20 protein-coding genes are annotated in these 25,284 nt (G+C 52.6%); 3 read left to right on the top strand and 17 right to left on the bottom strand.

Translation table 11 applies throughout. The features are described 5' to 3' along the window. Nucleotides 1-140: 140 nt before the first annotated feature. The 12 genes from pnp to sprA form a co-directional block, all read right to left on the bottom strand. Nucleotides 141-2,237, bottom strand: a complete 2,097-nt coding sequence (gene pnp, locus QME66_08350; GenBank protein ID MDI6808975.1) for a polyribonucleotide nucleotidyltransferase — start codon at nucleotides 2,235-2,237, stop codon at nucleotides 141-143. Nucleotides 2,238-2,336: 99 nt separating this feature from the next. Then, nucleotides 2,337-2,606 (bottom strand): 30S ribosomal protein S15, encoded by a 270-nt coding sequence (rpsO, locus tag QME66_08355; GenBank protein MDI6808976.1) that lies wholly within the window; start codon nucleotides 2,604-2,606, stop codon nucleotides 2,337-2,339. A 100-nt stretch (nucleotides 2,607-2,706) separates the two neighbouring features. Continuing rightward, a complete protein-coding gene (gene ribF, locus QME66_08360) occupies nucleotides 2,707-3,609 on the bottom strand; it encodes a riboflavin biosynthesis protein RibF (protein ID MDI6808977.1) in 903 nt (300 codons plus the stop codon). Continuing rightward, complete coding sequence (truB, locus tag QME66_08365) at nucleotides 3,596-4,525, bottom strand: tRNA pseudouridine(55) synthase TruB (GenBank protein ID MDI6808978.1); 930 nt, start codon at nucleotides 4,523-4,525, stop codon at nucleotides 3,596-3,598. The genes ribF and truB overlap by 14 nt, the downstream gene beginning before the upstream one ends. Beyond that, nucleotides 4,488-5,498, bottom strand: a complete 1,011-nt coding sequence (locus tag QME66_08370) for a bifunctional oligoribonuclease/PAP phosphatase NrnA (protein ID MDI6808979.1) — start codon at nucleotides 5,496-5,498, stop codon at nucleotides 4,488-4,490. The genes truB and QME66_08370 overlap by 38 nt, the downstream gene beginning before the upstream one ends. Further along, the gene (rbfA, locus tag QME66_08375) at nucleotides 5,434-5,832 is read right to left on the bottom strand and encodes a 30S ribosome-binding factor RbfA (GenBank protein MDI6808980.1); all 399 of its coding nucleotides are present in this window, start codon (nucleotides 5,830-5,832) and stop codon (nucleotides 5,434-5,436) included. The genes QME66_08370 and rbfA overlap by 65 nt, the downstream gene beginning before the upstream one ends. A 77-nt stretch (nucleotides 5,833-5,909) precedes the next feature. Continuing rightward, entirely contained in the window at nucleotides 5,910-6,188 is a 279-nt protein-coding gene (locus tag QME66_08380) for a DUF503 domain-containing protein (protein ID MDI6808981.1), read from the bottom strand. After that, the gene (gene infB / locus QME66_08385) at nucleotides 6,188-8,359 is read right to left on the bottom strand and encodes a translation initiation factor IF-2 (protein ID MDI6808982.1); all 2,172 of its coding nucleotides are present in this window, start codon (nucleotides 8,357-8,359) and stop codon (nucleotides 6,188-6,190) included. Before infB ends, QME66_08380 begins: the two co-directional genes overlap by 1 nt. Then, on the bottom strand, nucleotides 8,356-9,681 hold the full coding sequence (gene nusA / locus QME66_08390) for a transcription termination factor NusA (protein MDI6808983.1): 1,326 nt from the start codon (nucleotides 9,679-9,681) through the stop codon (nucleotides 8,356-8,358). Before nusA ends, infB begins: the two co-directional genes overlap by 4 nt. Before the next feature lies 1 nt (nucleotide 9,682). Beyond that, a complete protein-coding gene (gene rimP / locus QME66_08395; protein ID MDI6808984.1) occupies nucleotides 9,683-10,207 on the bottom strand; it encodes a ribosome maturation factor RimP in 525 nt (174 codons plus the stop codon). Nucleotides 10,208-10,343: 136 nt separating this feature from the next. Beyond that, nucleotides 10,344-11,285, bottom strand: a complete 942-nt coding sequence (locus tag QME66_08400; GenBank protein MDI6808985.1) for a M28 family peptidase — start codon at nucleotides 11,283-11,285, stop codon at nucleotides 10,344-10,346. A 318-nt stretch (nucleotides 11,286-11,603) separates the two neighbouring features. After that, complete coding sequence (gene sprA, locus QME66_08405) at nucleotides 11,604-17,552, bottom strand: cell surface protein SprA (protein MDI6808986.1); 5,949 nt, start codon at nucleotides 17,550-17,552, stop codon at nucleotides 11,604-11,606. A gap of 386 nt (nucleotides 17,553-17,938) precedes the next feature. Here sprA and QME66_08410 point away from each other — a divergent pair, with 386 nt between their 5' ends. The 3 genes from QME66_08410 to thiE are packed head-to-tail and all read left to right on the top strand — an operon-like array spanning nucleotide 17,939 to nucleotide 21,025. Then, nucleotides 17,939-19,342, top strand: coding sequence for an LptF/LptG family permease (locus tag QME66_08410; GenBank protein MDI6808987.1), 1,404 nt, complete (start codon nucleotides 17,939-17,941; stop codon nucleotides 19,340-19,342). Next, entirely contained in the window at nucleotides 19,329-20,405 is a 1,077-nt protein-coding gene (locus QME66_08415) for an LptF/LptG family permease (GenBank protein MDI6808988.1), read from the top strand. Before QME66_08410 ends, QME66_08415 begins: the two co-directional genes overlap by 14 nt. 8 nt (nucleotides 20,406-20,413) lie before the next feature. After that, the gene (thiE, locus tag QME66_08420; GenBank protein ID MDI6808989.1) at nucleotides 20,414-21,025 is read left to right on the top strand and encodes a thiamine phosphate synthase; all 612 of its coding nucleotides are present in this window, start codon (nucleotides 20,414-20,416) and stop codon (nucleotides 21,023-21,025) included. Between the two features lie 49 nt (nucleotides 21,026-21,074). Here the strand turns inward: thiE and QME66_08425 are convergent, their stop codons facing one another. The 5 genes from QME66_08425 to efp form a co-directional block, all read right to left on the bottom strand. Further along, nucleotides 21,075-21,764 (bottom strand): transposase, encoded by a 690-nt coding sequence (locus QME66_08425; protein ID MDI6808990.1) that lies wholly within the window; start codon nucleotides 21,762-21,764, stop codon nucleotides 21,075-21,077. Nucleotides 21,765-21,896: 132 nt separating this feature from the next. After that, on the bottom strand, nucleotides 21,897-22,625 hold the full coding sequence (locus QME66_08430) for a 2-phosphosulfolactate phosphatase (GenBank protein ID MDI6808991.1): 729 nt from the start codon (nucleotides 22,623-22,625) through the stop codon (nucleotides 21,897-21,899). Then, nucleotides 22,622-23,986, bottom strand: coding sequence for an acetyl-CoA carboxylase biotin carboxylase subunit (gene accC / locus QME66_08435; protein ID MDI6808992.1), 1,365 nt, complete (start codon nucleotides 23,984-23,986; stop codon nucleotides 22,622-22,624). Before accC ends, QME66_08430 begins: the two co-directional genes overlap by 4 nt. Before the next feature lie 6 nt (nucleotides 23,987-23,992). Then, nucleotides 23,993-24,580, bottom strand: a complete 588-nt coding sequence (accB, locus tag QME66_08440) for an acetyl-CoA carboxylase biotin carboxyl carrier protein (GenBank protein MDI6808993.1) — start codon at nucleotides 24,578-24,580, stop codon at nucleotides 23,993-23,995. Between the two features lie 19 nt (nucleotides 24,581-24,599). Further along, nucleotides 24,600-25,163 carry an elongation factor P gene (gene efp, locus QME66_08445; protein MDI6808994.1) on the bottom strand — a complete coding sequence of 188 codons (564 nt, stop codon included), beginning with the start codon at nucleotides 25,161-25,163 and terminating at the stop codon, nucleotides 24,600-24,602. Nucleotides 25,164-25,284 lie beyond the last annotated feature (121 nt).

Consider the following 25,284-nt stretch of genomic DNA (forward strand, 5'->3'; position numbering starts at 1 on the left):
CAGCATACAGCAGGCACGTCTATATGTCAAGATATTAATGACGCACTACACTAGCCTCTCCCCAAGGGGAGAGGTCCTAAGCACAGTGCGCAAGCCTAGCTCTCCCCCTTGGGGAGATGGCCTAAGCATGGCGCAAAGGCCTAGCCCTTCTTCGCTCCCTCAGGAGACAGAGCAGCTTTTCTGGACAACTTTATCTTTCCGTCTTTGTCGATCCCGATTACCTTCACAAGCACCGTATCCCCTTCCTTCAGCACGTCCTCCACTCTCTTCACTCTGTGCACATCCAGCTCAGAGATGTGGACAAGGCCGTCTCGCCCGGGAGTCACCTCGACGAAGGCGCCGAATTCCATTATCTTCCTTACCTTTCCCTGGTAGAGCTTGCCGACCTCAGGATCGTCCGTTATTCCCTTTATTATCTCAACGGCCCTCTCTCCGCCCTCGGCAGTATAGGCTGCAATCTTCACCTCACCGTTGTCTTCAATGTCAATCTCTGCACCGGTCTCCTCGATGATCTTTCTTATCATCCGGCCCCCGGGACCGATGATGTCCTTCACCTTTTCCTGGGCGACCTGGATGACTATTATTCTCGGGGCATAAGGCGACAGGTCACCCCTGGGATTTCCGATCACCTTCTCCATCTCACCAAGAACGAAAAGCCTTGCTTCCCTTGCTTTCTCAAGAGCCGATTCGAGAAGGTCGAATCCTATCCCGGGAATCTTGACATCCATTTGAAAGGCGGTGATCCCGTTTCTTGTGCCGGCGACCTTGAAATCCATATCGCCAAGGTGATCTTCGACGCCAAGTATGTCCGTGAGAATCGCCACCTGTTCATTTTCCTTCACAAGACCCATCGCAATTCCGGCGACCGGAGCTTTTATCGGGACACCTGCATCCATGAGTGAAAGACTCCCGCCGCAGACGGTGGCCATCGATGATGAGCCGTTTGATTCGAGTATGTCCGAGACAATCCGGATGGTGTAAGGGAATACGTTGTCATCGGGCAGAACCGGCTGGATCGCTCTCTCTGCAAGGGCGCCGTGTCCGATTTCTCTTCTGCCGGGGCCGCGCATCGGCTTCACTTCTCCGACGGAGAACGGAGGAAAGTTGTAGTGCAGCATGTAGCTCTTCCAGGAACGTCCCTCCAATTCTTCGACCCTCTGTTCGTCGGTCGAGGTTCCGAGTGTGGTGACTGCCAGACACTGGGTCTGGCCCCTCGTGAAAATGGCGGAGCCGTGAGTCCTGGGAAGGACCCCAACTTCACAGCTTATTGACCGTATCTCGTCGGACCTGCGTCCATCAGCCCTCTTTCCTTCTTTCAAAATCATATCCCGGAGCGTTGTCCTTTCAATCTCCAGGACCGAGGCTCTCACGAGTGCCTCCCTCTCCGGATACCTCTCGCTGAGAGCGCCGACGGTCTCTTCTTGAATTGAGGAGATGGCCTCTTCCCTCTCTTCCTTGTCCGGAATTCTTATTGCCTCGCCTATTTTCTTCTCCGCGAATCCTCTCACCGCGCTTTCAAGCTCAACATTGGTCTCTTCGGGAGGAACCTCTTCCTTCGGCTTTCCGACAGCCCTTGCGAGCTCGATTTGGAGCTGGTTTATCTTCGAAGTCAGCTCAATCGCAGTACGAAGACCTCCGAGAACCAGGGATTCAGGAACGTCCTTTGCCGCACCTTCAACCATCACGACCGACCCGTCTCTCTCTGCTACGACAATATCCAAGTCGCTCGTCTCGAGCTCCTTGAAGGTCGGATTGATCATGAACGACCCGTCCTTCGCCCCAATTCTCAATGCGGAAACCGGCCCGTGGAAAGGAATCTCGGATATCATCAATGCGCTGGAGGTGCCGATAAGCGCCAGCACGTCAGAGTCGTTTTCCTGGTCAGAGGAAAGAACCGTCGCTATTACTTGGACTTCCTTCCGGTAGTTCTTCGGGAAGAGCGGTCTCATCGGCCTGTCGATGAGACGCGAGCTTAAGACTTCCTTCTCGGTAGGCCTGCCCTCCCTCTTGAAAAAACCTCCTGGAATTCTTCCCGCCGCGTAGGATTTCTCCCGGTAATCGACAAGCAGAGGGAAAAAGTCCCGGGCCTCAATAGGCTCCTTCGAGGCAACAGCAGTCACGAGAACCACTGTGTCACCGTACTGAACGGTCACGGCTCCGGAGGCCTGCCTGGCGACTCTGCCGGTTTCAAGAGTAAGAGTCCGACCGCCGATCTCAATACTTACACTGTGTTTCATTCATCTACCTCCATTAGAAAGAATAAGGGCAGCTCGCTGGAAAGGGGTAAGAAACCAGTTTCTCCAGAGACCTACCCATGGAAAACAATCCGTGAAGCCTTACTTTCTTAGACCGAGCTGTTTCACTATCTGTCGGTATCTCTCTATCTTGGTTACCTTCAGATAGCCGAGAAGCCTCCTTCTCTGTCCGACCATTCTGAGGAGGCCCCGTCTTGAATGATGGTCCTTCTTGTGGACCTTGAAGTGCTCGGTCAGATACTTGATCTTCTCCGTAAGAAGGGCTATCTGGACTTCTGGAGAGCCGGAGTCGAATTCGTGGATCTTGAATTTACCAATGACTTCCTTCTTCACTTCTTTTGAAAGCGGCACCTTATGCCTCACCTCCTGCAAGTTGAGATACCGATGTTCCACCCGGACATGCTAGCACAGGCCTAATTCAAGAGTCAAAGAGAAATCGCCCGGCTTTTTGTCAAGCCCCTCTCCCCGATTTAAGAATCTCAAGGCCTCGTTTGATGTCCTGCTCAATAGCCTTCTTAAGGTCAGCTTCTCCGGCGAATAGCTTCTCCTTCCTAAGCATCGTCACAATATACAGTTTTATTGAGCTGCCGTACAGGTCCCCGGAAAAGCCCGGAATATGCACCTCAACCGACCTCCCTTTCCTCTTGAGCGTCGGCCTCTCGCCTATGGCCAGGACAGCGGGCAGGCTTCTTCCTTCTACTTCTGCGAATACCGTGTAAACTCCGTCTCCCGGCACGATGCCTTCGCGAATATCCAGATTTGCAGTCGGAAAGCCCAGCTCCCTTCCCTTCTTGTGTCCCTGAACCACGCTCCCGGAGATCGTCGGATATCTGCCGAGGAGGTTCCTTGCAAGCTCGATACTCCCGGACTGAATAGCTTCTCTCACCCAGGTTGAGCTGACCGGCTTCCCGTCAAACAGAAAGGAGGGAATCGCTTTGACATCGAATCCCCTTTGAAGACCAAGCTTGGAAAGGTACTCTTCGTCACCCTTTCTTTCCCTGCCCATGCAGAAATCGTGTCCGATAACGAGTGTCTTCATATCAAACCTGGTCAGTATGAAGCCGTCAATGAACTCATCTGCTTCCATCTGCGCCACTTTTCTGTCAAAGGCAACGACCAGGAGGAACTCGATTCCAAGCTCTGCAAAAAGGCGCGATTTCTCGGAAGGCGTGGTCATTCGCGCAGCTCTCATGGGTTTCCCGAGCGCCCGGTCGGGGTGCGGCTCGAATGTCACCGCCACGGGCCTTCCATCTCTCTTCTCAGAGAGTGAGACGACTTCGCTCAAGATTGCCCTGTGGCCTATATGGACGCCGTCGAAGACCCCTATGGTAACAACGCATTCAGGAATTCTCATTGCCTGCCCCTGAACCGCTCAGGACCCGGACAAGTTTCACCTCGCCGGCCGTCGAAAGATTCGCAATCCCAAGAAGCCGGCCGTCCTCTCCGAGCACGCGTTTGAGGCCCGACCATTCGTTCGGCTGCGAAAGCACTTCGTCTTTCAAGGGCGGCACTCCATGCAGAAACCTGCCTACGCTCTCTTCCCTGATAGAAATGGCATCAAGAAATGAGAGGGCTTCGTCCATCGTAAGACGCGATTTCGCCTGAGACTCGTGCGGCTCCTCTCCGATCTCGGAGAACTTGATTGCCTGATCAACCTGGAACTCGCCCATCCTCGTCCTTCTCAAGGAGAACAGGTGGCCTCCAACCCCCAAAGCTTCCCCGATATCCCTTGCCAGCGCGCGGACATAGGTCCCTCTTGAGCAGACAACCTTGAGAGTCAGATCCGGAGGCGCGAAGTCAAGGAGTTCAATCTCACGCATGACAACTTCTCTCGGTGTTCTCTTCGCCTCGATACCTTTTCTGACAAGCGCATAATGCCGCTCGCCCTGGTATTTTAGAGCAGAAACAGAAGGAGGAAGCTGCTCAGTCCGGCCGACGAACTTCTTCAGGACGGCGAGAATCTCATCCTTTGAGATAGTCCCGACCTTTTTCTCCTCCATGACTTTTCCGGTCAGGTCGTCAGTGTCCGTCTTCTGCCCGAGCCTGACTCCGGCCACATACTCTTTCTCAAGCTCCACCAGAAAGCCGGCTATTTTTGTCGCTTTGCCGAAACAAAGAATGAGAAGGCCCGTGGCAAAAGGGTCGAGTGTGCCCGTGTGGCCCACTCTTCTTGCCTTGAACACCTTTTTTGCGTGGGCTACAACGCCGTACGAAGTCATGCCCTCCGGCTTGTCAACCAGCATGACCCAAGCTGGATACGAACGGTGCAACTCGGACCAGCACCTCCTTCTTCACTTCCTCAACGGTCCCCGAAACCTGTGCCCCGGAGGCACCGGCATGGCCGCCGCCGCCGAAGAGCCCGGCTATCTTGTCGACATCAACCATTCCATCCGATCGAAAACTCACGCGCACGGTTCCAGGACCTGCTTCCCTCAAGAAAATCCCGATCAACGTCCCGCTGATGGATTTTGCGTAGGAAGCAAATCCCTCGGAATCTTCTCCCTTTGCTCCGGTTTTCTTGAAGTCGGCCATCGAAAGACTCATGACCGCAATCTTCCCGCCTTCTGCGACTTCCAGACTTGAGAGGGCGAGACTCAGGAGCTTCATTGAAGCGAGAGACTTGCCCGCATAGATTCCTGAAGCAATCTTGCCGACATCGATCCCCTCGTCAGCCAGGAGAGCCGCCGTCATCAGGCCTCTGGCAGATGTATTCGGAAACCTGAATGAACCTGTATCCGCAAGAATGCCGGCATAGAGAAGCGTCGCCCTTTCCTTTCCTATCGGGACTCCCAAATGTTCTATCAGATCGGCGATGAGAATTGCTGCCGCGCTCGCTGAGGAATCAACAAGATTTACGTCCCCGAACATTCCATTGCCCTTGTGATGGTCTATGTTGACGATGGTCCGGGCCCGTGCTCTGAGAGCATCAAAAGGATATCCGATTCTGGAAGAAGAACCGGTATCAACCACAATGAGCACCTGATGCAGGGAATCGATGTTGTCTTTGAGCGAGATTATGCTCTGCGCGTTCGGGAGGAATGAAAAGATCGACGGGACCGGGTCCTGATTCATGGCGTTGACTTCCTTGCCCGATTCCCTCAGGAGCGAAAAAAGAGCAAGCTGCGAGGCTAACCCATCAACGTCGGGGTCTACATGGGTCGTTACAGTAAAGCTTACTTCATTCTTCAGGACCTCCCTTATCTTCAGGAGTTCCTTCGCCTCCACGAGATTTTCTTTCCTCATCTATCTCCTTGAGAACTTTCTCAATTCTGGCGCCATACTCTATGGATTTATCCACCCTGAAGCTGAGCTCAGGGATAAATCTGATTTGGAGCCTCTTTCCGAGCTCACCCCTGATGAATCCCGAAGCATGTTCGAGAGCGCGAACAGCATCTTCAAGTTCATGCTCCTTTCCAAACTTGCTGATGAAGACCTTTGCAAATTTCAGGTCCCCAGCAACAACGACGTCGGTTACGGTGGCAAGCTCGACCCTTGGATCTCTCAATCTCCGCCGGATGATATCGCTGATTTCCTCACGGAGAAGATCGCCAAGCCTTTCAGGACGGGAAGATTCCACCTTGCGCCCCTTTCCTGAATCCGGCCTTCGGGGGACTCCGGACTCCGTTCTTCCGCTGAACAGCCCGGGAATGGAGTTCAGAGAAAATCGATCTGGTAGTCTAGGAGATTTACCCTGCCGTCCGCCTCAACCAATCTGACGACCGATGCAAGGATATTCTCGACTATTCCCTTCTCACTTGAAACTACTGCCACTCCTATCGTCGCTCTCTGCCACAGGTCAAAATTGTCCACCTCCGCGACAGAGGCGCTGAACTTGTTCTTTATCCTCTCCTTCACACTGTTAAGAACCGAACGCTTCGCCTTGAGGGAATTGCTTGCCGGGATGTGAAGTTCAAGTGTGAGAGAACCGACCACTACTTGAGTTCCCTGGCAACCTCTTCAATCGTATAGGCCTCTATGACATCCCTCTTCTGGATGTCATCGAATCCTTCCACGGTAATCCCGCATTCAAAGCCGCTCGTGACTTCTTTCACATCTTCCTTGAATCTTCGCAGGGATGAAATTCTTCCGTCGTGGACGACATCCTGGTTCCTCAGCACTCTTGCCTTGTTGTTTCGCTTGATTGAACCATTGAGGATGTAGCTCCCTGCAACGACGCTGCCTCCGGAAAGTCTGAACACCTCTCTCACTTCAGCAGAACCCAATATCGTCTCGCGCAGCTCGGGCTTGAGAAGACCTGACATGGCATGCTTAAGGTCCGAAACAGCTTCATAAATGATTTTGTAGAGCCGTATGTCAACCTTCTCTTTGGCGGCAAGCTCTGATGCTCCGGCATCAGGTCTCACATGAAACCCGATAATCACCGCATTTGAAGCGGCTGCAAGAAGAGCATCCGATTCGCTTATGTGCCCGACACCCCTGTGGATTATGTTCAGCTTCACTTCCGGAGAGTCTATCTTCGTGAGAGCGTCGCTCAGCGCCTCTGCGGAGCCGTCAACGTCGGCCTTGATTATCAGATTGAGCTCACTGACGCCGCCCTGTTTTATCTGATCATAGAGCTCGGGAAGAGTTATGTGCCTGAACATTCTGAATTCATGCTCCCTCTGGAGCTGCTGTCTCTTGCCCGCAATCTCCCTGGCAGTTCTCTCATCCTTGACTGCCGCAAAACTGTCACCCGATTGCGGCACCCCCGACCAACCCAACACTTCGACCGGCGTGGATGGAGGGGCCTCCTGAACCTTCAATCCCCTCTCGTTGTACATTGCCCTCACTTTTCCGCTGTGACCGCCGGCTACAAAGGCGTCCCCGACCTTGAGCGTGCCGTTCTGAACAAGAACGGTTGCGGCGATTCCCCTTCCGCCTTCCATTCTTGATTCGATCACGACACCCTTGGCCATCTTTGTCGGATCGGCCTTGAGCTCAAGCATTTCGGCCGTGAGCAGAATCATCTCAAGCAGCCTATCAACGCCTTTCCCGGTCTTCGCAGATATATCAACGCAGATTGTCTTTCCGCCCCACTCCTCGGCAAGGAGCCCGATCTTGGAGAGGTCCTGCCTTACAAGGTCCGGATTCGCATTCGGAAGATCAATCTTGTTAATCCCAACAACAATTGGAACTGCGGCGGCCCTCGCATGATCGACTGCTTCGATGGTCTGGGGCATAACCCTGTCATCGGCGGCGACCACAAGCGCAACGATATCAGTTGCCTGCGCACCGCGTGCCCTCATGGATGTAAACGCCTCGTGGCCGGGCGTATCAAGGAAGATGATCTTGCCGCCGGGCAGGAAAACTTCGTAAGCGCCTATGTGCTGGGTTATCCCGCCTGCCTCACCGGCAATCACATTTGTCTTGCGGACAAAATCCAGAAGAGATGTCTTTCCGTGATCAACATGCCCCATCACCGTAACAACCGGCGGCCTGGCCACAAGGACTTCAGGCGCCTCTTTCTCCTCTTCTTCGAGGACTTCGAGGCCGTACTCCTGAACAAACTCAACTTCGAATCCAAACTCATCTGTGACGGCAAGGATCTCGTCTTTGTCAAGCCGTCTGTTTATGTTTGCCAGAAGCCCGAGTTTGAGGCACGTAGAAATGATCTCCTGCGGCTTGACCTCCATCTTGCCTGCAAGCTCGGAAACGGTGATAAACTCAGTTGCTTTGATCAGCTTCTGTTCGACAACTTCTTCTTCAACGTCCGTCTCTTTTTTCCTCTTCTTCTTGATGTGCTTTCCGGTCTCAAGAGAGGCAAGAGTCTTTTTCACGCTCTCAATTACAGTCTTTTCATCAACAACTCGCTTCTTTCTCGAAGGCTTTGCCCGCGTTTTATCATCCGTAGGTCTTGTTATTACGACCGGCTTCTTGGGCGCAAGTTTCTCTTCCCTTTGAAGGATCTTTTCTCTCTTCCGGGCAAACTCTTCTTTTGCGGCTTCCTTCTCTTTTTCGAACTTCCCCTTGATTGCCTCTATCGTCGCCTCATCAATGGCGCTCATATGGCTCTTCACGGGGATGTTCATCCCTCTCACGATTTCAAGAAGGGCTTCGCTTGAGATGCTGAATTGTTTTGCTACTTCGTATATTCTCTTCTTCAAATCTCCTCTTCTTCCTGGAGGGAGCTTTCCTCAGCGGTCGATTCCTCCGAATCGGCAGTCTCCGGTTTCTCTTCCTCAGCCTCGGCAGTCATTTGCCCGGCGAGTTCGAGAAGTTTGTTGGCGGTCTTCTCCCCTATGCCCTGTATAGAAGTAAGTCCCTCGATTCCTGCCTTCACGAGATCCTCTCCGGTCTTGATACCGGCATCTTTTAGTTTCGCGGCAAGTTTCTCCGAGATGCCGTCTATTTTCTCTATGTCAATTGCCTCCGCTTTTTCAGGCTCCGTCCTCTTGTCATGCTCGGACTTGCTCACGAGATCTATCTTGGCACCGCAGAGCTTCATGGCAAGCCGCACATTCTGTCCGCCTTTTCCGATCGCAAGCGAAAGCTGGTCATCCGGAACAACAACATAGACCCGGTTCTCTGTCTCCTCATGCTTCGCCTGAAGAACCTTGGCAGGACTCAGGGCGCGGGTCACAAAAACAACTGGATCATGGCTCCACGGAACGATATCAATCCTTTCCCCGCCAAGCTCTCTCACAATTGACTGCACTCTCGAACCCTTTATTCCAACGCAGGCCCCAACCGGATCCACTTTTTCATCGTGAGAGAGAACAGATATCTTGGAACGTGATCCCGGCTCCCTTGCGACTCCTTTCACCTCGACGATTCCTTCGGTAATCTCGGGGACTTCACTCTCAAATAGTCTCTTCAGGAAATCCGGATGAGTCCTGGAAAGAGTCACCTGCGGCAACTTGGCCGACTTGTCAACGCTGCACACAATGGCTCTCACATAGTCACCCTGCCTGTATCTTTCTTTTCCAACGAGCTCTCTCGAGGGAAGAATTGCCTCTGTTTTCTCGAGCTTGACTATCACATTGCCCCTGTCAATCTGCTGGGCCTGTCCCCTGACGAGCCGGCCTATCTTCTCCTGATATTCCTTGAAAATTCTTTCCCTTTCCGCTTCCCTGACCTTCTGGATAAGAACCTGCTTTGCCGCCTGAATGGCGTTTCTCCCGAACTCCGCCACCGGGAGGGCGATGCTGACCAGTTCACCTACCTGAGTCTCGGGCGAAATGGCTTTCGCCTCTTCAAGCCTTATCTCCGCCATAGGGTCTTCCACTTTTTCCACGACCTTCTTCTTCGCAGTCATTAGAATGACACCCTTGGTCTCATCGATTTTCACTTCTATGTTGGCAGAGGAGCCATATTTCTTCTTTGCGGCAGAGAGAAGCCCTGCTTCAAGGGTCTCAATAATGATCGCCATGTTGACGCTCTTTTCCCTTGCAATTTCTCCCAGAGCTTCAATTATTTCGTAACTCATTCTACTTCTTCCTCCACACGTCAAACTTGAGATTCGCCCTTTCGATGCCTGACAGCGGCAGGGTCAAGAGCTCGCCATCCTTCGTCCGAAGGGTCAGCATACCCTCCTTGCAGTCTTCAATCAGACCAACAATACGTCTCTGCCCGCAAACAGGGGAAAAAGTCTTTATGGATGCGACCTTCCCCGCAAATCTAATGAAGTCTTTCTCGCCGGTAATCGCCCTCTCGACGCCCGGAGAGGAAACCTCAAGATAGTATCTATGAGGAATCGCATCCTCAGTGTCCAGCACGTCTGAGAGCCTCCGGGACAGATTAGCACAATCATCGACTGTAACGCCACCCGGTTTATCAACGAAGACTCTGAGAGTCCATCTCCCCCCGGCGTTCACGTACTGGAGGTCAACGAGCTCCATAACTTCACTGGAAACAACATCTCCCACCATGCCTCTGAGTCGTTTTTTCAGATCCGCAAAGCTCTCGGCAGGCGGAGCTTCATCTTTGCCGGCATGACGTTCCTTGTTCTTCACCCCAATCTCCAAAAAAGCCAATGAGTGGGAAGAGCAACACCCACTCACGTAAACTCCAATTTACACCAGTCAGAGAAGTCTGGCAAGCACAAACTTCGGTGAAATTGAGGGGTTGGGGGTAACTGTGCTGAGCGAGCTAGAATCCTGGGGATTTCCTTGGCCTGGTCTTGAGAAGGGCGGGCTTGGTCGAATAGACGAGCTCGGTGACGACCTTGCCGACTGCCTCGAGACTTTGCGGGGAGCACTTGTCAGGAGTATCCCTGAGCGTGTGCCAGGAGGGATAGTCAAAATCTATCAGCAGGGAAGTCGGAATCCCCGCGTCAATCAAGGGAATGTGGTCATCAATCAAAGTGTATTTCACCTCGTTCTTGAACTGCTGAACCTTCAAGTTCCTGGCGGTCTCCCAAATTCTCGATGTGAGGCCAAGGGCACTAATCACGGAATAACCCTCTTTGTAGATTGATAGATCCTTGTCTCCGACCATATCAACGACTATTCCAAAAGACGGCGCGGTCGCGCCCAGGCTCTTCGCATAGAATCGCGCTCCCTGACTGTAGAGGTCCGGTCTATCCGGCTGACCGAGGTCTTCCCCATCAAAGAAGACTATGTCCACGCCGACGGGAGGTTTTGCTTCTCCGAGAAGCCGTCCGACTTCAAGAAGAACGCTTACTCCTGATGCTCCGTCGTTTGCCCCAGGGATGGGTTCGTCGGCATTTTCCGGGCTGTCCAGGTCTGCCCACGGCCTTGTGTCCCAGTGAGCGGCCAGCAGGATTCTTGTCTTCTCCTCCGGATAGAAAGATGAAATAATATTCTCGAGTTTCACGCTGCCCTCGCCGAGCACACCGTCGAAAACCTGAGTCGTCACAGTCGCGCCGCACTTCTCCATCTCCTTCACGATGTACTCTCTCCCCCGCTCGTGTCCGGGGCTGCCCGGGTTTCTTGGCCCCAGGTTCACCTGGGCCACGAGATGCTCGTATGCCTTCGCGCCGTCAAAAGCCGGATGCCCTCCAGAGGCGCAATTCAAACTCAGGGAGCTCAACAGCATTACTATCAACACGAAATCACCGGATTTCTTCAAGACTACCTCCTATCAGACAGCGTGTACTCACGCCATTTTGCGTACTGAAGGTCTGTGATGGCGCTGAGCCGTAAGCTGGCTTTCGCGGGAGGGATGGGAACCCATCTTGGCGAGCAAGGTGGGGATACCCAGCCCTTTAGAGGGTGGGAGGGGCAAGGATTCCCCGCCTGGCGAGCCAATGAATGGGTCATCCCGGAGCGGAGCCAGCGAGGGGCTCAGTCGCCATAGCGCAAATTCGAGAGAGCGAGTCCGAGAAGGATCGACATTTTCGGCAGGAGGGAAAGGACATCTCGAGGAGCCGAGCATGGTCGAGCGCCATCAGAACCTGATTTCGGCCGATGCCAGAAGCCCGACCGTGCGCCAGGTTCTATTCTCCTTGACGTTTGCGTTCTGGCTGGCTGTAAGCTGCGCATTTCCGGTCACGTTCGCGCTGAAGTTATAGGCGGCGGATGCATTCAGTGAGAAAGTGTTTCTGTCGTCAAGAATGTTGGTGTCCTGACCTTCTGCCGCATAGGAAGTCTTGGACTTGGTGTAGTTGATGTCAACGTTCGTGTTCACGTTGCTTTTCAGTTTGAATTCCTTCTTTCCGGGAATCTTCATTCCCTTTGAAGATTTGATCGTGTGCTGAACATTCACTCTGTACGATGAGCTGTTAGTGGTCTGCAGAGTGTATCTCCCTCTGAATCTTTCAGTCGTCGAAGTGCTCCTTGATGAACTCAAGCTTGCTCTCATGCCGCTCTTGAAAGTGCCGCTCGCAGATAGAAGAGGAGACAGGTTTTTCGTATGGCTCTCGGTTTCTACTCCATACTCCTTTGTCCCGCTGGAGTCGTTTCGTTTGGAGTAGCCGCTTTCCAGGCTGAGAGAGGATAGGATCTTGCCAAATCCCAACCGCTTTTCAATCGAGCTCATTGTGACCCGGACATCTGGCCATGTCCCTGACTTCGAGAATGTCGTCGAGCTATTGTACTCCCTGGTTGTGTTCCTGAGGTCGTATTTGAGGTCAATCGACGCGGTGCGCGAGAGGCTGCCCCTGGTACCTGCGGATGTTTGGGTTGTCGTCGAGCTTTCATCGGGTATCCTTTTCTTGGATTCCGGGTCACTGCGTATTGATTTTGAAATACCGAGATGATATTTCCAGTCTGGAGCAGTCGAGACTCTTCCGAATGCCGTAGATTTTGAAATCGTCCGGCTGACGGACACATCTGAAAATTTTGCGAGAGTCCCGAAAATCAACGAGATCGGATTCGGCGGACCTTTTGCCGTATCCGGCTTCGCACCGAAAGAGGAAAGAGAGCGCCCCAGTAGTTTTACGGGCAGCATTCCCCTCAAGCCGATCGAGTTCCCGTTTGCGATATTTCTAATCCTTCCCGGGACACCCGTCGGATCAAGCTCGGCTCCGCGGGACTCTGAATAGGTTCCGGAGGCGCTCACGGTTGGGGAGAAGATTTTGAAGAAATATGCCTTCGGACTGTAGCTTATGTTGGCCATCTCACTTCTTCTGATCTCAGTCCCGATATTCATGTTGCCGAGTTGCCCTATTCTATTTGCGAGCATTAGGTCTCTCGTTGAAGAGAAGGAGTAGCTCGTCCGGAACGGATTCAATATGGGATTGAATGTAGTGTTCAGATTGGCGGCAGATGCCCGCGAGACTGTTTCATTTCTCAGGAGAAGCCCGCTTCCCGGGGAGTAAGCAAACCGGTCGTAGAGTCTTCTGCGTGATTCCGAGCTCGTAACATTGAGATTCACATTTTCCGGAAGCAGGAACAATTTCAGCTCTCTTTTCGCTCCGCTTTTGGCAGTCCTTGAAAAAATCGTCAAAGGCTTTCCTCCTCGAGGTGAAATAATGTACGCAACCTGCGTGCTTCTTGAGGCCGAGGAATCTCTCGAAGTCGGCCCGAACGCAACTCTACTGCTCAAGGCGAAATTGGCCGTTATCCCGTCCACGGTATATTTCATGATCGAACTTCTGGATGGATTCTTGCTGAAACTCACTCCGACTCTTTGCGAAACGTTCTCGGAAAGCTCGCTCTTCCTATCCTCTGCTCCGAAGATGACGTCGGACCCTGTTTTGAACTTGGGAAGACTGGAGGCTTTGTCCCTGGAGAACGTGACCGGCAGAGAGACTCCCAATCCGGAAACGAATTTGTGAGGGTTGAAGCTGCCGCTGAGACTCATCCGGGTTGAGCTCGCGCCGAATGGGCTGGATTGTCCGACTGAAACGAAATCCTGATCTTCGTTCCTGTACGTCGCAGCAAGCGAAAGAAGGTCGGCGAATCTTGCCTCGGCATTCACCCAGCCGGCCGTTCCTGTTTCTCTCTTGACCTCCGAGAGCCGGAGTTCGTCGATCCAGACTTCGCCCGACTGGGCTAGGGCCGTACTCGAGTCAACCGCAACCCCAAATTGGATCATTCTCACACTGGTGAACGAGGGATTCCCACGCACGCGAAAGGTCTTGCCGTCTTCAACGTATAGAGTGTCAAGGGATGCGCCCGGAATCGTTCCGATTTTCAGCCTGCTCAGGTCGGCGATTTTCACCTCATATGGCTGCCACCCGGTGGTTACCGGGACCACGTATTCGTAGTAGCTGTCCTCGGCGCCGACTCTCATCAGGAACTTGACGTGGTTCGGATCGCACGAGTCTGCATCAGCGCAGACGGGCGGGGGATACCACTTCGCATAGAACTTGAGTGAGCTGTATAGCGTGTATCTGTTTGCGGATGAAAAAGCTTTGAAGATGAGAACAGTATCTCTCGGAGCAAGACGTTCAAAGCCCAGGACCAGGGACTGTTCTCTCTTCACAATCCGGCTCTGCTCGCCCGGATTGAAGGGCGGCGTGTAAATGTTCCCATTCTCCTTGTTGTTGAGAACGCCAATTCTTGTCGCTGTGCCCCTGGTGGACTGGGCTTGTGTGAGCGGGACTTTTTCCCACCTGTTTCCAACCACTTCTATCGAGGCAATCTGAATCCTGGTGTCCGTGTTGAATCCGTCAAGCCAGACTCTCATGTGCTTTATGAGATCCCAGCTCGGCTGTCCCACGGTTGTGTCAACTGCCTCCGGGCTTATCGGAATCTGGAAGAGCCTCCACCCGTTCTCCGGACCCACAACAGACGGATATTGGCTGTGAAAATCCCTGTACACGTCGGTCTTCACATATTTCTCCGGGTCACCCAGATCTATCGAGAACTCAAAGAAATTCTCACCGGTGTCGAGGTATCCATTGAGATTCAGGTCCTCCGTGTCCAATCTCTGGTTTCCTTCTGTCCCGTTAATTTTCCAGTAATCGATTGTGCCCGTCGGATAATCGTCGCCATGCGGATCGTCCGCTGTCCCGTATTTCCAGATTTCCCTTTCGTCCTTTGTGAAAACGCCGTCGAGCCCCGTATCCTCATCTGCGTCCAGTATGCCGTCCGGCACCCGTTTCTCTTCAGTATCAAGTTTGGCATTGGGAAGACTGTCGGGGCGCCATACCGCGTCCTCACTTACAGATCCGAGATCGATGTGGAGTTTCTTCCCCACAAGGCTAGCCCTATCCAAGGGGCTGAAATCATTGACCCACACTTCTAGGAATTGAGCCTTGGTCAGGTCCTCTCCTCCTCTTGAGATTATCTGCGTCACGCCTGCCCACTGGGGATCGATACCGCCAAGCCTGGGCAGGAGGTGAAATTCCAGCACCGCAATGGGATTGTCACCCTCCTCGGGCCTGAGTTGAGGCCGGAGATCTCTGTCTTTCACAGCCGTCGGGGGATTGTACCAGGCAAGTCTGGCGACTTTCTCTATGTTCGATGGAACCCGCGGCGGGACGCTTGAATGGAACCACCCGTATCTTGAAACGCTTGCGGATACTACTTCCTTGTTGCCTTCCATGTCATCAATGTAAACCTCGTTTCTTGTGTTGGGATTCGGAAAGCTCATTGCAAGTTCCGAGGCGATTGAAAACGAGGACTGAGTCGTCGTTCTAACCAGCGGCAGCGCGTTGACGAGACGCGTCATCCATTCAGGATTCTGCCTGAAGCTGCCCGTAACGCTTCCGACCATGGTGCGCGACGGCTCACCTCCAAGCTTTGGCCTTTCCTCCGAGGCGCCCTTGCTTTCATATATCCAGGTGGTTGCCAATGAAGGTCCCGCCCCGGGCTTGTATGAGGCGGAGAATCCCATGAGAGTGCTCTGCGCCTGGGGCCCGAACGGAAGATAGGAGTAGTCGACAGAAACGTCAGCGGACGAGGACTTTGCGTCATCAGCCAGGAGTCTTATTTCTCCGGTCTCGTAGTAAATCTCATAGTCGGTCCCGCGATTCAGCTTTCTGTCGCCAAGCTTCACAACTTCTGAATCTTTTATGATGTTTGTCACGCCCAGGTCGACCGTTGACTGCGAACTTATGTATTCAACCTCCATGTAATATTTCGAATCGCTTCCTGGTATCGGCGACCTCTTATCATAGACAAGCGGGTTTGCTTCATCACCCATCAGCGTGTCTGGCCTTTGACTGAAGAAAGGCCACCGCTTCCACCAATCTTCCGGATGCAGAGCGGCATCGTAGAGTCCGATGTCGAACGAATCGGGGGCGAACGGCCTCAGATCAGGGAAAAGGACGAGCCCTCTCTCAAGATCCACGTACCATGGGTCGATTTTTCCGTCAGGGATGTCTCTCCATCTGGAATCGTATGTTCCGCCCCTGTCAAGGCCGAGAACCTGAACGTAAGGCACCGAAACCCCGTTTATGATTTCGTAGTCCTTGTCGTCGCCGCCCGCGGTCTTTCTTCTTATTGAGAGCTTGAATCCATCGGTGCTTATTCGTCTCGCATCCAGACTGTAGAAATTCCTGAGCTCAAGTCTGATCGTGGAGAACCATTTGTTCGATTTGTCATAAAGACCGGTGGTTGGGACGATAGTAATCTCACTCGAAGGAACCTTGAGAATCTTGAGCCTCAAGTTGCCGGTCACTGATCCGACTCTTCCTCTGACCGAGTCTTCGTACGACACCGCCAGGAGATTGCCTTCGGGAATCGGCGTCCTCAGAGCCAGTATTGGGAATCTCTTCTCCGTATCAAGGTACTCAATTGTGTAGTCGTCCTGGACCGCCCTGAGATCGAAATCTCCCTGCAAGGAATCGCTCCCGGTTCTTGCAGGATCGATATAGGCGAACCCCGTTATCGATCCGCGATTTGTGGAGAGTATCCTGTCATCCGTGTAGAGCTGAAGCGACGACACATTAAGCGGGAAGCGGCCCAGGTTGTTACTGTCCCTCGTGAGATTTGGAAAGTTCCCCACGGAATCATTGTAGAAGAAAGCAGCATAGACCTGGGGATCGTCGAGAAGATAGTACGTTCTTTTGAAGTAACTCAGATCGTCTATCACGGGCTTGCTTTTCTTTACAAACGTCCGTCTTTCGGTCTTTCCTTCCTCCTTGCTGGCAATGGTTGTCAGGTCAATATCTCCAATTTTCGATACTGCTCTTATTCCAAAAAGGCCCTCGTGCCTTCCTCCGTAGCTCACGTACTGCGTTCCCGGAAGAACGAGGTTCGTATTCCCGAGGTCTATGCTCTTCACGACGTCGTCTTCATATCCCTCGTACCTGATCTTCACCCTGTTCTCGAGATCTGTCAGAACGTTTGAGTTCTGGTCAACATCAACCTTCACCTTGTCCCCGACGGTTCCACTCAACTTGACAACCATATCCTGCCTCATCTCAAGCTGGGGGAATCTGGACGTTCTCCCTCTCTCCGTAATCGGCTCATTGACAAGCCAGGTGCTGGAACCGCCGAAGGTTATGCTTTCCGAACCTGCCACATCCAGCTTGGCCCCCTGCCCGATTACGGCGCCGACTGCCTTTGGAAACTGGACTGGTATCTCCACGTGGATAAGGCTCGTGGGCCTGCCGCCGCTCGCCTTCGCTCCGGCGAGCCCGAGTCTTGAGGTCCCTTTGAAAAGTATGGCAAGCTTTTGCGACGTTATTTCTTGAAGGTAGTCATTCAGATATTCAATCTTCGGGGGGCCGATTTCGATGTCACTTACGGAGACGCTCTGCGAAACCGTGTTGTCCTCATGGTCATAGGAGACAAAATAATTGCGCGGGTCCTGCTCGATCCTGAGTCTGTAGTGCCTCGGAAAGGATGCCAGCGAATCCGGCGGGAGGGAAAGGAACGAGCCTCCAGAGGAGCTTCTGAGCTGCCAGAGGCCCGAAACCGGCTCTTCTCCGTAGGCTGAGGACTCACCAAACGGCGCCAGAAGCACAAAGAATAGCAGAAAGACCGCTTCTTTTCTTGACATCCTGGGTTGACTCTTCGTAGAACGAAGCCTATTCCACATCCGGTTACCTCGTCAAGAGTTCCATCAGCTTCGATGGTCTCCAGCACTCAAGCCCGCTGATGAGTCCAAGCCCTATACTAATCTACACTTGCCGTCAAAACTATGTCCTCGAAACTTGCGGCAGCCCAACAATGGTTCGCTCTGAGACGTCCTTTCCCTCCTGCTACCCGGCCGCGTCACCGGCCTGCCCGAGCCCATCCCGCAGTCCCAAATCGGCCAAAACGCCTTGTCTGGAAATCCCTGCTACTGTATAGTGGTCGAGGGGTCTGGTGGGTGAGCGATGCAACCTGAACCCTCGAACCCTTGAACCCTCGAACCCCAGAACCCTGTCTAGAGGAGCGACCCGGTTGACCATTCTTCAGAAAATGGTCTTAAAGGACCACCTGCTTCCATTTATCCTCGGTTTTTCCGTCGTTGTCTTCCTTTTGAGTATGGATTTCCTGTTTGACTATCTAGACCTAATTCTCGGCAAGGGTATCCCATTCCTGATAGTTCTCGAACTTTTTCTTTTCGGCCTGGGATGGATGATCGCTTTGGCGGTTCCGTGCGCCGTCCTTGTCGCCACCCTCATGGCATTCGGGAGACTTTCTCACGACAACGAGGTTACTGCAATGAGGGCCGCAGGCGTCAATCCTGTGAACGTCATTGTTCCGCCATTCCTCGCCTCTCTGATCCTGGCGGTTCTGCTTGTGCTCTTCAATAACTACGTGTTGCCGGAGACGAATCATGCCTTTGCAAATCTCCTTCTAGATATCGGAAGAAAACGCCCGGTCGCCAAGCTGCAGGAAGGCGTATTCATGAACGAGTTTGAAGGCTACAGCATGCTCGTCGGCAAGGTGAATGACAGGACCAACGACCTTTCCGGAATAACCATCTATCAGTTCAATCCGGATGGCAGAGTCCCGACCACGATTGTTGCGAAAAAGGGCAAGGTCTTCTACTCGCCTAACGGAGACGTTATCACCCTGAGACTGGAGCACGGCGAGATTCACGATGTCCCGGACACGTCCGAACAGACAAGATATCGAAGGCTTTTCTTTCAGGTCCACACCATAAACATGAAAAACGCCGGGGCGCTTCTTCAGAGGAGCGACAGAGAAGTCCGCGGAGACAGGGAAATGAGTGCAACTATGATGCTCAAGTTGGCGGCGACACTGAAAAACCAGCGGGCGGATGCAATCGCAAGGCTTGACGGCAAACTATCGCCATTCAGCAAAGAATACAGGGATTATCTTGTTCCCGACGGACATGATCCGTCGTACACGCTGAAGGGCTGGTTTAAGGAGAGCATCAGGTCGCTCATGAAGGTCCTCCGTGGAAAGCAGCTCGTGCCCGCCCCCCCGGAGGCATCAAGGAGCAGGTATCTCGAACAGGATGTCAGAATAACCAGAATCGAGGTCGAATCTCTCGAAAAGAGAATAGGCTCATTGTTTGTTGAAATACAAAAGAAGATCTCGATTCCGTTCGCCTGTGTCGTGTTTGTGCTCGTGGGTGCACCACTTGGGATGCGTGTAAGGAAGGGAGGAATTGCGATTGCGTTCTTGAGCCTTGTGTTCTTCCTTTTCTACTATATTTGCCTTGTGGGTGGGGAACAACTCGCAGACAGGAGGCTTGTTCCTCCCGTCATTGCCATGTGGGTTGCAAACATAGTGCTGGGAGTCGTTGGCGTTGTGTTCACCCTGAAGAGCTGTGATCTGAGAATCTTCCAGCGACGGCGCAAATCAAGGAACTCCCCGCGTGAAAATTCTTGACAAGTATCTTCTGCGGTCATTCGTCAATTTCCTCTTCTTCTCATTCCTGATTTTCATCAGCATAATGGTCATTGTCGATGCTTTTGAGAAGATCGACATTTTCATCGACTACAAGACGCCTCTTTACACCATCCTCAGATTCTATGTTTTCAGCCTCCCGAACATAATGTTCCTGATCCTTCCGGTGGCCATGCTCCTTGCAACCATACTGACTGTCGGACAGCTTGCCAAGACAAACGAGCTCATCGCGGTAAAGAGCGCCGGCGTCTCTCTGACAAGAATCCTCATGCCTGTCTTTGCCTTCTCATTGATGATCTGCGTGGCTGCCTTTCTTCTTGAAGAGATGGTCGTGCCCTATTCATCGTGGATGAGAAGAGAGGTTATGTCCCACGAGATAAAGAAAGAGCCGAGAATTCCCATCGAGGAAAAGAGAAACATCAATCTTCTCACCGGAGGCGGCAGGATTCTTGCGATCGGCAGGTACGATATCCGGGGAAAGAGAATGGAGAACGTCCTTGTCGAAGAATTCTCATCGGATACTCTGAGGAGACGAATAGACGCTAAGGTGGGTGAATGGGACGGCAAGGCTTGGGTCTTTAGAAACGGCATCATAAGAACGTTCCAGAAAGGAGGAGAACAGGTATTCCAATTTGGGGAACTCAGGCTGAAAGGACTGAAAGAGACTCCATCCGACTTTGCAAAACAGGAAAAGAGGCCCGGGGAGATGAATCTCCTTGAACTGGGGAAGTACATTTCCCTGGTGAGGCAAAGCGGCGGGAGCATTCAGAAACACTCCGTTGAGTTCAACATCAAGCTTGCTTTCCCATTCGTGAACTTCATAGTTGTCTTGATCGGAGCGGCGCTCTCTAACCGGATGCGGCGGGGGACTGTTGCTCTTGGCGGAGGCATGGGTCTGACGATAAGCTTCATCTACTACGGGTTTTTCAAGACAGGAGAAGCACTGGGCCATTCCGGGGTTCTTCCTCCGGTGCTTGCGGCCTGGCTGGGCAATATTTTCTTCTTCATTCTGGGCGCCTTCCTTTTCTCGAAGTCTCAGAGATAGGGGACACTATCGACTACTCTCTTTATTATGTCGCCGATGTCTCGAAGGTCTCACCCGGGAAATTCCTGGATGTGCTTGAAGATGCCCTGAGAGGCGGCGTGTCCATGGTTCAGCTCAGGGCGAAGGAATTGACCTGGCCGGAATTCCTTAACCTTGCTGCTAAAGTAAAGAAGCTCTGCAGGAAATACGGTGTCCCCTTTATCGTCAACGACAGGATTGACATAGCTCTTGCTTCTAACGCTGACGGCGTGCACCTCGGCGACTCCGACACATCAGTATCCGTCGCCAGAAAGGTTCTTGGGAAGAGATCAATAATCGGGAGAACGGTTAGAAGCGCGGATGAAGCCGTGCGGGCCGAGTACGAGGGAGCTTCGTACGTAAGCGTCGGATCAATCTATCCGACCAAGACGAAACGTGTTCCAAAGATTGTCGGCCCTTCCGGGATAGGAAGAGTGAGACAGAAGGTGAAGATTCCGGTTGTAGCGATAGGCGGAATAGGTCTCAAGAATGCCCGCACCGTCATCCGGTCAGGCGCAGACGGCATAGCCGTAGTCTCTGCGATTGCTCATGCCCGGAATCCATTCAATGCAGCATCCAAACTTCGAAAACTCATAAAATAGTGACAGTCACCTATTTCCAAGAAAAATAGTGACAGGCACCTATTTTCGATCACCTCCTTTCGTCGCTGGTTTTCCCCTTCTTTGGCCTGCCAACGGGAAGTGGCCGGACCGAATGCCCCAAAGCTCGTTCCAAACTGCTCAACATTTCCTCACCGCACAAAGGCAGTCCCTGCTTTGTGTACGAACGAAGCTCGTTGAGTACCCTGTCTTCTTCGCCCCTGCCAAGAACTTCCTTCCAATCTGAGGGGCTCCACTTTTCTCTCCACCCTGTTAGGTCAAGGAGACCCCTGCCTTCGGCTTCGCCGGCGTGCACGGCCGCACTTGACCAGGCGTAGTCCCAAGCGACGTTGACAATACTAGCGCGCACAGGATTCCGTTCGACGTAGCGCAACACAGTCCACAATCGCTCATCGTCAAGTCCACATGAATAGAAGCGATTTTGCCAGAGATGCCCGCTCCGATTGTAGACACTGTTGAAATACAGAGCATACAGGAAATGCGTCCGACCAACAGCCGTCGCAAGTGAGTCTGCCTTGTTTGGCGTGGCCACCAGGTGAACATGATTCGGCATCAGGCAATACCCAAGCACATTAAGTCCCGCGGACACCGACTGTTTCGTCAGAAATGAAAGGTAGACTGTCCGGTCTACGCTTGTATGGAAAACGTCTTGGCGATTATTTCCGCGTTGCGTGATGTGGTGCGGAATACCCGGGAGGACAATCCTTGCGCTTCGTGGCATTATGCTGTGATAGTTATCTATCCCCTCCCATCACCCCAAGATACTTCCCCAAAAGACAACTACCGCTGCTTCTATCGTTCTCCTAGAAATAGGTGACTGTCACTATTTTCTCAGAAAAAAAGGTGACTGTCACTATTTTGCTTTGTCCCTCGTGATCCGCCCGTCCCTGACGACCGGCACGACCGGCACCGAATCCAGCGCGCTGGCGATTTCCAGGTCCTCCGTGAAGCCGAGAGAAGACAGATAGACGCCGTGGCTTGCTTCGAGAATCATTTTCCTGATGTTCTTGGCGTGGGCCTTCGCGGTAAGCAGGGCGATCTGTGAACCGTCGTTGAGCTCGAAACCGCTGCGGTCCTCAGACGTCATTCTCTCCACAAGCATGCCTGCACAGACAGTGTCCTCAAGCGAAGTTTGCCCGAGTTTCCCCGAGCATATCACCGAGATATCGGTCTGAGATTCCTTCAGATACTCCACCACGGCGCCCAGGTTTACAAATGAACAAAGGACAACTTCTCTGGCAAAGGACCCTTTTGCAATCGCCCGTGTTCCATTGGTTGATGAAAAAATCAGAGTCTTTCCGGAAATCGTCTCGCTTGTGTATTCCAGAGGTGAGTTCCCCAGGTCAAAGCCGGGGATTTTCTTCCCGTCTCTTTCACCGCAAAGGAGTGTCATGTCTCTTGGAAGAGTCGATAGGAGTTTTGTCGCAACTTCAACGCTTTCTGCCGGGATGATTTTCTCTGCGCCGTTTTCGACTGCATAGGCAAGGCTTGTGCAGGAACGCAGCACATCGATAACCACAACCCTGTCCGTGCGCGCTCCCTCGTCCACTGCAGAAGGCACAAGATAGACGTAGAGTTTCATGCGGTCTTAACCTCCTCCGTCTCCTTCATCAGGTCCTCGACAAAAGCGGTCGTGACGGACCCGGAAATGAATTTCTCATTGGAGAGAATGCGAAGATGAAATGGAATGGTAGTCTCAACTCCCTCAACGACGCATTCGTGAAGTGCTCTTCTCATCCTTCTTATGCTCTCGTCCCTGTCCTTGCCGGTAGCGATTATCTTTGCAATCATTGAGTCATAGTAAGGAGGTACCTGACAGCCCGAATATATGTGTGTATCAACCCTGATGCCCGGACCGCCCGGCGGATGGAAAAAGGCGATTCTCCCGGGAGACGGCATGAAAGACCTTTCGGGGGATTCGGCGTTTATTCTGCACTCAATAGAATGTCCTCTGATCTGGATGTCCTCCTGACCCAGACTAATTGTGTCACCTGCGGCTATGCGGAGCTGTTCTTTCAGGAGGTCAATTCCGATGACCTGTTCTGTGACCGGATGTTCAACCTGAATCCTGGTGTTCATCTCCATGAAGTAGAAGTGTGAATTCGAGTCAACCAGAAACTCTATCGTACCTGCGCTCTCGTATCCGATGTTCCTGGCTCCAGTGACCGCGGCTTCACCCATCGTTTTTCTGAGCTCAGGAGTAAGAAATGTCGAAGGACATTCCTCAAGAAGCTTCTGGTGTCTTCTTTGAAGCGAGCAATCCCGCTCAAAAAGATGGATAAGATTTCCGCGGCTGTCGCCAAGTATCTGAAATTCTATGTGTCTGGGGTCTTCAATGAGCTTTTCCAAATAGATTGCTCTTGAATTGAATGCGGCTTCGGCTTCGGCCTGCGCAGTGGGAATCCCTGTTCTCAAGCTGATCTCATCCCTTGCAACTCTCATCCCTTTTCCGCCGCCGCCATTTACAGCTTTTATCATGACCGGATATCCCAGGTTTTTCGCGAGCTCAGCCGCCTCGTCCAGCGATGAGACTTCACCCTCACTTCCCGGAATGACGGGCACACCGGCGTCGGCCATAAGCTTCCGTGCAAGAGCTTTATCACCCATCTGCCTTATCATTTCTGAGGAAGGACCTATGAACTTTATTCCACAGGATTCACAAACTTCGGCGAAATCAGGATTCTCAGCAAGAAATCCGTAGCCCGGATGTATCGCCTCGGCATTTGTCAGCTCCGCCGCTGTTATTATCCTCGGCATATTAAGGTAGCTCTCGGAGCTTGGCGGGGGACCGATGCAAACCGACTCGTCGGCAAGCCGCACATGAAGGGCATCCTTGTCTGCCTCGGAGTAAACGGCGACAGTCTCAATATCGAGCTCCTGGCAGGCTCTCATTATCCTGAGAGCGATTTCCCCTCTGTTTGCTATTAGGATTTTGCTAAACATGCGGGATCATCTTTTCGCTTTGGTGTCCACGAGGAAAAGAGTCTGCCCGTACTCGACCGGCTGCGCATTCTGGACCGGGATTTCGATTATTCTTCCAGCAACGTCGGACTCTATCTCGTTCATTAGCTTCATTGCCTCAACGATGCAAACCACTTGTCCAACGTCGACAAACGCTCCGACCTCTGTATATGGGTCAGCGTCAGGGGCAGGCGCTCCGTAGAATGTTCCCACCATCGGTGATTTGATCGGAACCAGCTCAGTCTTCTTCTCGGCAGCTTCCTTTGTCAAGACCGCAGACTCTTCCTGAACGCGTCCGCGTGACAGACCAGGCGAATAGGACTCGACCAGAACCTTTCCTCCCTCAAGTCCGGTGAACTGGGAAGGTTTCTTGATTCTGATGCTTCCGCTTCCGCGGGAGATCTCAAGTTCCTCGACCTCGCTTTTCTCAACAATCGCGATCAATTTCCTGAGCTCATCTTTGTCGAACTTGAGGAAATCAGAGGAATCGGAATTCCCTTTGCGGCCGAGTTTCTTCCTCTGTCCTTCCTTTCTCTTCTCCTTCAACTTCTGGTCAGCAGCTTTCTTCTCTTTCATAAAGACTCTCCGTTTGAGTCTACCTGCCGGCTCTCTCGACGTACTTGCCAGTCCTTGTATCAATCCTCACAACTTCCCCTTCTTCCACAAAAAGAGGCACTTGAATTACCATGCCGGTTTCAAGCGTCGCGGGTTTTGATCCCCCCGACGCGGTGTCTCCTCTTATGCCGGGCTCTGATTTGACTATGGCAAGTTCAACGAAGATAGGGAGCTCGACAACAATCGGCTCCCCTTTGTCAACGTGGATAGAGAGAATGAGGTTTTCTTTCAGGTATTGAGCATTCCCTCCGACCAGGTCCTCCCTCATTCGAACCTCATCAAACGTGGTCGTGTCCATGAAGTAGTAGATGCCGTCTTTACTGTACTGGTACTGCACTTCCTGCCTCTCAAGGCGCGCCTCATTTATTTTCTCTCCGGCCCTGAAAGTTTTCTCAATGACCGCCCCTGTCTTCACGTTCTTGAATCTCGTCCTGACAAAGGCTCCTCCCTTTCCGGGTTTTACGTGCTGGAATTCGACAAGCCTGAGAAGCTGCCCATCCAGTTCTATCGTCATCCCGTTTCTGAAATCTGCTGTTGTGGCCATCCGGTGCTTCTCCGTCTGGTAGGTAGCCTAGTGTCGTGTCCCGGAAGTTCCTTGTCTATGTCTTTACCCCGCGACACGACACTTTCATAGGGGCTTCTCGCCCCTCTGACGCTTCAGGATG

The organism is Candidatus Eisenbacteria bacterium, assembly GCA_030017955.1.
In the GTDB taxonomy this organism is placed as follows: Bacteria; Eisenbacteria; RBG-16-71-46; order JASEGR01; family JASEGR01; genus JASEGR01.